This is a genomic window from Streptococcus sp. 121, assembly GCF_016458205.1.
Classification (GTDB): domain Bacteria; phylum Bacillota; class Bacilli; order Lactobacillales; family Streptococcaceae; genus Streptococcus.
Window position 1 is genome coordinate 19,344 of record NZ_JAEMED010000028.1, and the last position, 8,752, is coordinate 28,095.

The following is an 8,752-nucleotide window of genomic DNA, read 5'->3' on the forward strand; positions in this document are numbered from 1 at the left end:
CTATTCTCCGATTGTTTAAGTCTCAGTCTCATGTACTAATGAAATTTTTTAGTCTCAGTTTTTATAGTCACTTAGTTTTTAAATAGTATGTTATTGCATCAGTTATAGAGTCCATCTTGCGAAGTAATTCTGTAACTGATTTTTTTAGAATAGCCCAACTTTGCTCAATTGGATTTAATTCTGGAGAATACGGTGGTAGAGGTAAAAAGAAGTGACCAGCATAGATAGAAAGTTCATCTAGTATTTTCTTAGGGTGAAAACTTGCATTGTCCATAACAAGAACATGAGGAGTCTTTAAAGATGGTAGAAGCTCTTGTTTAAACCACTCTACAAAGAAATCACTCGTCATACTCTCTTTGTAAATCATTGGCGCTACAAAAGTCTGACCAATTTGTCCAGATACAATGGAAGTTCTTTCAAATCGACGACCAGAAACTTTGAAATAAATCTTTTCACCTCTAGGTGCACGGGCATTTTTACGATATAGATAAGTATCAATACCTGTTTCATCAATATAGACAATTGGAAAGCCTTTCAAAGCTGCTAGTGATTCAAGATATTGTCGAACCTTCTTTGCATCTTGTTCTTTGTAGCTCGTTATCTTTTTTTTAAAGTGATGTTTATTTGTTTTAAGACAGACCAAACAGAAGGAATACTGCAAGAAAAATGTTCTGCAATTTCCCTTAAAAAAGCGTCTGGATGTTCTTCTACAAATTCTTGTAATTTATCTAAAGGTATTTTTATGGATTTAGCAACACGCTTTTTACGTTCTAAGTGACCGAGTTCTCTCTCCTGCTTTTCCCAACTGTATAAAGTGTTGGTTCTAATATTAAATAAAGCTGCTGTTTCTTTACGTGTATGTCCCTCTTTAACATATTCAAGGACACGTTTTCTAAAATCAATTCCGTATGCCATAAAAATAGTATATCATATACAGTTTAGTATAAAAGAAAAAGCAGTCTCTTAACGAAACTACTTTAGATAACTGTTGCCAAAATTTGAAAGTTGAAATGACTCCATAGAATCGAAAAATTTTTGCATTTCACAAGACTATCTGCTATACTTGTTATGAAAGAGGTTGAGTTTCAGCTCAACCTCATGTAGACCGTTTTAAAGACGGGACGAATGAATGTCGACAGTTAGCCGCTAATCACTCGGTCAAGTTTCTAGCGGTTGGCTGTCATTTTTTATTTTTGTCGTTAATGAACATCAAAATAATTGACAAGAGTTCGAGAATCAACATCCCGAAAAGAAGCATAAGCTCTAAAGCTGCTTCCACTGCCATGACGGTGGTCCTTTCTAGGTGGTTGTGCATAGGCAATACCTCCAAAATCAGATTTCCGTCCCGCTTTGTAACTTTCTACTTTCTCAGTATACTACTTTTTGTTTTTCTTGTCTAAGAAGAATCGATTTTGTTATAATAAATTGGGTTGTAAATTACACAGAGAGATTAAAGAAGATTACTGAATCCGATTACCTCAGCTGATTTTTTAACGCCGGTCACTCCGATGCAGTTTTTTTTTGCCCCAAATGTTTAGAAAAGAATCAGAAATAAAAAATAAATACTGGAGAAAATTCAGTATTTATTTTTTATTCTTAAAATGTTATACAATTATTCAAATAATGTCCCCTACAGGAATCGAACCTGTAATGACTCCTTAGGAGGGAGTTGTTATATCCATTTAACTAAGGGAACAACATAAAAGGAGCCGAGGCTCCTTTTTCAATCCTCTTAACGCCGGATTTCTTTGATACGTGCAGCTTTTCCTTGTAGGGCACGTAGGTAGTACAATTTCGCACGACGTACTTTACCGTAGCGTACAACTTCGATTTTTTCAACACGTGGAGTGTGAAGTGGGAAGATACGCTCAACACCAACACCGTTGGAGATTTTACGAACAGTATAGTTTTCAGAGATTCCTTGACCTTTACGAGCGATAACAACTCCTTCGAAGAGCTGAACACGTTCGCGGTTTCCTTCGACAACTTTCGCGTGAACGCGGACAGTGTCACCAGGGCGGAACTCAGGGATATCAGTACGTAGTTGACCTTCAGTCAAGCTTTGAATTAATGGATTCATTTTTTCTCCTATCTTGCTAATCATGTACGCCAAGGTGCAGCGGATTAGCCGTTTATTTTTGCGTGTCCATCACACACAGGGAATATCTTATCAGTTTTTTTAAAAAAAGTAAAGGAAAATGCGGCAAACTTGAAGATTTTTTTATCTTTGGTATACTATTACTAATTATTGATAAAAAAGGAGAAGAGACGATGGGACTTTTAGTAGATGGAAAATGGGTGGACCAATGGTATGATACCAAATCCACAGGTGGGAAATTTGTGCGCACCGTGACTCAGTTTCGGAACTGGATCACAACTGACGGTGAACCCGGGCCGACTGGTGAAGGGGGCTTTAAGGCGGAGTCAGGGCGCTATCATCTTTATATATCTCTAGCCTGTCCTTGGGCAAGTCGAACCTTGATTATGCGAAAGCTGAAAGGCTTGGAAGAGCACATCTCGCTGTCTATTGTGAATCCGTATATGTTAGAAAATGGCTGGACTTTTGCGGAAGGTCCAGGTGTGATTGCGGATAGTATCTTTAACAGCGATTATCTTTACCAAGTTTACCTAAAAGCTGATCATCAGTACACCGGTCGTGTTACCGTTCCAGTTTTGTGGGATAAGAAAACCAACACCATCGTCAGCAATGAATCAGCTGAGATTATGCGGATGTTTAATTCGGCCTTTAATGATTTGACTGGAAATCAGGAGGATTATTACCCGCAAGAATTACAGGAAGCCATCGATGAAATGAATGACTTTGTCTATCCAAACATTAATAACGGAGTTTATAAAGCCGGGTTCTCAACCAGTCAAAAGGTTTACGAGGAAGAAGTAGCCAATGTTTTTGCGGCCTTGGATAAACTAGAAGCTCACTTGGACACTCAGGATTATCTGGTTGGCAATCGTCTAACAGAAGCAGATATTCGATTGTTTACAACCTTAGTGCGTTTTGATCCTGTCTACTTTGGCCATTTTAAATGCAATATCAAAGCCTTAGTGGATTACCCAAATCTCTGGGATTACACCAAACGGCTCTATCACCATCAGGGAATTTCAGAAACTGTTGACTTTGACCATATCAAAGAACATTATTATGGCAGCCATAAAACAATTAACCCAACAGGTATTGTTCCAGTCGGGCCTAACTTGGATTGGAGTTTATAAAATTCTAAAAACCTTGGAATTCGCTGATTCCAAGGTTTTTAAAATGACTGCAGGGGTAGGGACTATTTTTGGTATAATGAAGAAAATGAAAGTTGGAGAACTTGGTTACCCAGTTCGGATTTTTAAAGGAGAGATGGATGATTAAATTATTAGCGATTGATATGGATGGAACCCTATTAGATGAAGACAAAACATTGCGTCCGGAGACCATCGCAGACTTAGACAAGGCACGTGAAGCAGGAGTTCTGCCAGTTATTTGTACAGGACGTCCCTTATCCGGTGTTCTTCCTTATCTAAAGGAACTTGGATGGGAAGGTAAAGATGGCTACATGATTATTAATAATGGTGCAACCATCCACAGTACCAAAGACCTATCGATTCATTCCTGGTCTGGCTTATCCGAAGAGGAACTAATCTTGCTTGACAAGATTTCACAAGAATCAACTGCACAATTGACGGTTTTTGATGAACGAGACTATTTGGTGGTCGGTGAAGATGCTGGTCATTTGGTCACGATGGATGCAGGTTTGGTCTTTACCAAACCCAAACGGGTAGAGTTGGATCAACTGCTAGTTAATCAAGACAAGATTTTCCAAGCTATGTATTTGGATGAGAAAGACGCCTTGGATCGATTCGAAGAGAAGTACAGTGCGGAATTAGCGCAACATTTTGAAGTCGTTCGTTCCCAAGATTATATCTATGAGTGCCTACCGAAAGGAACCAATAAAGCGACAGGCCTTTCTTACCTAGCTCAGGATTTAGGCTTTAGCAATGATCAGATCATGGCCATTGGTGATGCTAACAATGATTTGGAAATGTTGACCTATGCCGGCTGGTCTGTGGCTATGGGAAATGCCAATGAAGCTGTCAAAAAGGTTGCCAAATTCCAAACTGGATCTCACACTGAAAACGGAGTTGGACAAGCGATTCATGAGATTCTTTTGCCAGCTAATTCGAATTAAAAGTTTGAAGTAGAGATAGTTAAAAATCTGATAGATTCCTGGAAAATATTCATTGTTTATGTTGTTAATAATCGTTGTGCGTATGGAATTCTAGCCCGATGTTTGGAGTAATATTTGTACATGGAGGAATTAATGATAAACAAAATAAATAAACCCAAGAAGTTCGCTTCACAGCTAATCTCTGATATGAAAAATGATAGAGGAATTACGTTTAAGTATATTGATGAAGAGTTAGCAGTGGAATATTTAGCTAGTATTAATAACTATCTCAGGACTGCCGCTTATCGAAAAAACTACCAAAAATATCAAACTGGTTCTAAAAAAGGGAAATATCTAAATCTTGATTTTTCTTATTTGATTGAATTGAGTGTCCTAGATATGCATTATAGATTTCTGGTACAAAAAATGTGTTCGGATATTGAACATAGCATGTGTGTAAAACTCATTCATGATATTGAAAAGGACGCCACGACTGATGGATATGATTTGGTGAAAACCTTCTTAAATAGATATCCAAGGGAGGTTCAAAAGATCCAGGGAACAATAGCTTTACCACATACCAGAAATTTACTCAGAAAGTATTTTACAATTCAGACTACAAGTAATGGCTATCATAGAATAACGAATTATGATGATTGTCCAGTATGGGTTTTAATGGAATTATTAAGTTTTGGTTCTATTATTAATTTTTATCTAGACTATTATGATAGCCGAAGACAAGCCCACATTCCAAAAGAAGTTTTAAATCTAGTGCGTAGTTTAAGGAATGCTGCTGCACATAATAATTGCATTTTATCTGATTTAAACTCTGGAACAACTGTTGCCCCGCAAGCTATCATTGATTACGTAAAGAATATTGAGGGGATTACAAAATCAAGTTGAAGGAAAAAGTTATCATCCAGGACAGTCTTAGAATTTGTGGCTCTCATTTATCTATATGAAGAGCTTGTAACTGGGAAAGTCAGAAAATATAGACTGCAAGAATTGGACTTGTTAATTCCCAATAATAGAATGATAGAAAAGGTCGTTTTTTTCCGAAATAACGAACTGATTACAAGTACTTATAGTTTTATTCAGCAAGTTGTGAATTTTTCTATGGTGCATTGATTAAAAAATTGACAAAAGCTGGAAATGATGGTACCATTATTATATCAAATAAAAACTGAATAAGTTTTTGACGGGGCAACGTTACGACGGGGCCCTATTTTTTTGACATTTAATCGAAAAATATCTCTTGCCTTCCTTTGCAGTTTTTGGTATACTTATTGAGTTGCCACCCTTAGTGTAATGGATATCACGTAAGATTCCGGTTCTTGAGATGGGAGTTCGATTCTCTCAGGGTGGATGATGTAAGGCTGACCGGTGGTTAGTCTTTTTTTCATTTCATTTTCATCTTTTTGTGAAAATGAGGGACTTTTCCCCTATTCCCTCTGGCATTGTGGTATACTAGGTAAGTTGCAATGAAGTTGGTGGGATGGGAGCGTGTGCTCAAAAGGATGGCATCTCATCGCCTGTTCCTGGGGACAGGGGCCGTTATTGTAGGAGTATCCATCCCAATCGATTTATAGAAAGAAGATACCATTGAAATTTATAGAATTAGGTTTATCAGAAGAATTATTGACAGAAATTGAAAAAGCGGGTTTTGAAGAAGCCAGTCCCATTCAGGAGCAGACGATTCCCTTGGCCTTGACTGGCAAAGACGTTATCGGTCAGGCACAGACTGGTACAGGGAAAACGGCTGCTTTTGGTTTGCCAACCTTGGAAAAAATTAGACCGCAAGAGGCGACCGTTCAGGCATTGGTGATTGCGCCTACGCGTGAATTGGCGGTTCAGAGTCAGGAAGAGTTGTTCCGCTTTGGTCGTTCGAAAGGGGTGCGCGTGCGTTCTGTATATGGAGGATCCAGCATTGAGAAGCAAATCAAGGCTTTGAAGGCGGGAGCGCATATTGTCGTAGGAACACCAGGTCGTCTGTTGGACTTGATTAAGCGCAAGGCTTTGAAACTGGATAAGATTGAGACATTGATCTTGGATGAAGCGGATGAGATGCTGAATATGGGCTTCTTGGATGATATTGAAGCGATTATTGAGCGTGTGCCAGCTGAGCGTCAAACGCTTCTTTTCTCTGCTACAATGCCAGAAGCTATCAAGCGAATTGGTGTGCAGTTTATGAAAGAGCCTGAGCACGTCAAAATTGCGGCTAAGGAATTGACAACCGAGCTGGTTGATCAATACTATATTCGTATCAAGGAGCAGGAGAAATTCGACACGATGACTCGTTTGATGGATGTCGAACAACCTGAATTGGCAATCGTGTTCGGACGGACGAAACGTCGTGTTGATGAGTTGACACGTGGCTTGAAGATTCGTGGTTACCGAGCAGAAGGAATCCATGGTGACTTGGATCAAGGTAAACGTCTTCGCGTTCTTCGTGACTTTAAGAATGGGAACTTGGACGTCTTAGTAGCGACAGATGTTGCGGCTCGTGGTTTGGACATCTCTGGAGTAACCCACGTATACAACTACGATATTCCACAAGATCCGGAAAGCTATGTCCACCGGATTGGACGGACAGGTCGTGCTGGTAAGTCAGGACAATCTGTAACCTTTGTTTCTCCAAATGAAATGGGTTACCTTCAAATTATTGAAAACTTGACCAAAAAACGGATGAAGGGTCTCAAACCACCAACAGCGGAAGAAGCTTACCAAGCCAAAAAAAGTGTTGCCCTTAAGAAAATTGAACGTGACTTTGCTGAAGAAGATTTTGCAGCTAAAGCCGCTAAAGTTAGCAAGGATGCAATCCAGCTGGCAAGTGAATTTTCACCAGAAGAATTGGCAGCTTATATCTTGACCTTGGTTGTACAAGATCCAGATAGCCTACCAGAAGTAGAAATTGCACGGGAAAAACCACTACCATTTAAACCATCTGGAAATGGCCAAGGTGGACGTGGCCGCGGCGGACGCCGCGACGGTGGTTACCGTTCAGGAAATCGTGACCGTGACCGCAGAGATCGCAACCGTCGTGACAACTACAGAGGCAACCGCCGCAACGACCGCTTCGAAAAAGAAAGCCGTTACCGAAAAAACAACAACCAAAAACCAAAAAACACCTCCAGCGAAAAGAAAACTGGCTTCGTAATCCGAAACAAAGGAGATAAATAAAAAAGTCCAGTGGACTTTTTTATCCCGAGCCTAAAAATAGGAAAGCGAGGCAAGTCCAGTGGAGTAAGGAAGAACGTTTGACGTTCTTTCATTAAAAACTCCAAGAGTCAATTTCTGACTCTTTGACTATCCCGAGCCTAAAAACAGGAGAGCGAGGCAGATCTAGTTGGCCTCGCCTAGTCTCCGTTAACCGATTTGACTCTGGATTTTTCAATTGAATAGTGTAAAACCCTGAGCGGCTTTTTCAGCCAGCTCAGGGTTTTGAGGTTAATGGGGGAATAAGACAGCGCCTGCTGCACCGGTAACTGCACAGGCTGCGTAGAGTTGTGGTGTCATGAGTGGGATGGCTTGGGAGCAGAAGGCGATGCCTTTGAAAGCTCCGTAAAATCCGCTAAGGAACAGGTTAGCTTCCTTTTCCCCGCTTCCTTGAATGGAAATAAGCTCAGTTGTGGTGAGTTGGTTCATCATATTTCCTCCTTCTTACTAAATAGCTCGTGCAAAACCCCAGGCGGTCATGCAGAGATGGGTACCAATATACTCTTTTAGTTTATCTTTTATTACTGTGTTAGCTCGTCTTGCCGTACTTCAGTACTGTCTGCGACTCGCTGCCTTGTACTAAAAGCAAACTAAAAGACTATAATGCCTCCGACCAGAGTTCCGACACCGGGAATGAAGCTACCGGCCATAGCACTGGTTCCTGCACAAATAGCAATTGCACGACAGGCTTCCAAACCAAATGGGCGACTGCCTCCATATAAGTTGGCGAGTGCTGTTGTGGAAAGAATTTGGTTTTCTGTTTCAGTCACACAAGACCTCCTCGTAAAAGTTTGACTAGGAATATCTGCTCCTGTCACTTATCTATTCAAAAAAGGAAATGTTTTTTATATTTTAATGGGAGCATTACTAACAGCATAGATATAGAGAACTGCGACTGCAAGTACTAGTAGTCCCAGACTGTCATAGAGGTTGCCAAGGAAATCACTTTGGGAATTGATGATGAAATTGAATGGAATAAGTAGTACGCAGAGATATTTTGTATTGTTCAACAGTTGGGTGAATCGCCAAACAATCAGATCATGACTCGTTTTTTGCTGCAAATCTTTGTTTGCAATAAGAAAAACAGCTGAAAGAATTAGAGTAGTGAAGGTGATGGGAATCCATGTGTTTCCATTTAGATAGCCGAAAAAAAAGCGTAATACGATTTGTAATAGGGAATTAACGATTAAGGTGATGTAAAAACGAATGTTCATCGGATCCTCCTCGTACGAATTGTAAACCCGAATTATTCATACCCTGAATATCTTTGCGTAACTATCAAAAAAATCATCAGAAACAAGCAATAAATAATTGCAATTCTGATGATTTTTATGAACGATCAAGCTTTTCTATAAATAAAGATGGGT

Annotated in this window: 11 protein-coding genes and 2 tRNA genes; 5 read left to right on the forward strand and 8 right to left on the reverse strand. The window is 39.8% G+C overall.

Features of this window, described 5'->3' with window-relative positions; translation table 11 throughout:
• Positions 1-67 precede the first annotated feature (67 nt).
• The 5 genes from JEQ21_RS06690 to rplS all read right to left on the reverse strand — a co-directional run bounded on the left by JEQ21_RS06690 (position 68) and on the right by rplS (position 2,080).
• Positions 68-643 carry an IS630 family transposase gene (locus tag JEQ21_RS06690; protein WP_199364634.1) on the reverse strand — a complete coding sequence of 192 codons (576 nt, stop codon included), beginning with the start codon at positions 641-643 and terminating at the stop codon, positions 68-70.
• Positions 598-915 (reverse strand): IS630 transposase-related protein, encoded by a 318-nt coding sequence (locus JEQ21_RS10195; protein WP_199364635.1) that lies wholly within the window; start codon positions 913-915, stop codon positions 598-600. Before JEQ21_RS10195 ends, JEQ21_RS06690 begins: the two co-directional genes overlap by 46 nt.
• A 265-nt stretch (positions 916-1,180) precedes the next feature.
• Complete coding sequence (locus tag JEQ21_RS10300) at positions 1,181-1,315, reverse strand: putative holin-like toxin (RefSeq protein WP_442805120.1); 135 nt, start codon at positions 1,313-1,315, stop codon at positions 1,181-1,183.
• A gap of 309 nt (positions 1,316-1,624) precedes the next feature.
• A tRNA-Arg gene (locus JEQ21_RS06700) sits at positions 1,625-1,696 on the reverse strand.
• Between the two features lie 36 nt (positions 1,697-1,732).
• Positions 1,733-2,080 carry a 50S ribosomal protein L19 gene (gene rplS / locus JEQ21_RS06705; protein WP_160332582.1) on the reverse strand — a complete coding sequence of 116 codons (348 nt, stop codon included), beginning with the start codon at positions 2,078-2,080 and terminating at the stop codon, positions 1,733-1,735.
• A gap of 191 nt (positions 2,081-2,271) precedes the next feature.
• Between rplS and JEQ21_RS06710 the strand changes: the two genes are divergently transcribed.
• From JEQ21_RS06710 to JEQ21_RS06730, 5 genes are all read left to right on the forward strand, one after another.
• A complete protein-coding gene (locus JEQ21_RS06710; protein WP_199364636.1) occupies positions 2,272-3,228 on the forward strand; it encodes a glutathione S-transferase family protein in 957 nt (318 codons plus the stop codon).
• Between the two features lie 137 nt (positions 3,229-3,365).
• Positions 3,366-4,190 (forward strand): Cof-type HAD-IIB family hydrolase, encoded by an 825-nt coding sequence (locus JEQ21_RS06715; RefSeq protein ID WP_199364637.1) that lies wholly within the window; start codon positions 3,366-3,368, stop codon positions 4,188-4,190.
• Between the two features lie 120 nt (positions 4,191-4,310).
• Complete coding sequence (locus tag JEQ21_RS06720; RefSeq protein WP_199364638.1) at positions 4,311-5,072, forward strand: Abi family protein; 762 nt, start codon at positions 4,311-4,313, stop codon at positions 5,070-5,072.
• Positions 5,073-5,463: 391 nt separating this feature from the next.
• A tRNA-Arg gene (locus JEQ21_RS06725) sits at positions 5,464-5,535 on the forward strand.
• 236 nt (positions 5,536-5,771) lie between these two features.
• Entirely contained in the window at positions 5,772-7,349 is a 1,578-nt protein-coding gene (locus JEQ21_RS06730) for a DEAD/DEAH box helicase (RefSeq protein WP_196967684.1), read from the forward strand.
• A 267-nt stretch (positions 7,350-7,616) separates the two neighbouring features.
• Here the strand turns inward: JEQ21_RS06730 and JEQ21_RS06735 are convergent, their stop codons facing one another.
• The 3 genes from JEQ21_RS06735 to JEQ21_RS06745 form a co-directional block, all read right to left on the reverse strand.
• On the reverse strand, positions 7,617-7,817 hold the full coding sequence (locus tag JEQ21_RS06735; protein ID WP_199364639.1) for a bacteriocin: 201 nt from the start codon (positions 7,815-7,817) through the stop codon (positions 7,617-7,619).
• 158 nt (positions 7,818-7,975) lie between these two features.
• A complete protein-coding gene (locus JEQ21_RS06740; RefSeq protein WP_199364640.1) occupies positions 7,976-8,155 on the reverse strand; it encodes a hypothetical protein in 180 nt (59 codons plus the stop codon).
• A 75-nt stretch (positions 8,156-8,230) separates the two neighbouring features.
• Complete coding sequence (locus JEQ21_RS06745; RefSeq protein WP_199364641.1) at positions 8,231-8,599, reverse strand: hypothetical protein; 369 nt, start codon at positions 8,597-8,599, stop codon at positions 8,231-8,233.
• Positions 8,600-8,752 lie beyond the last annotated feature (153 nt).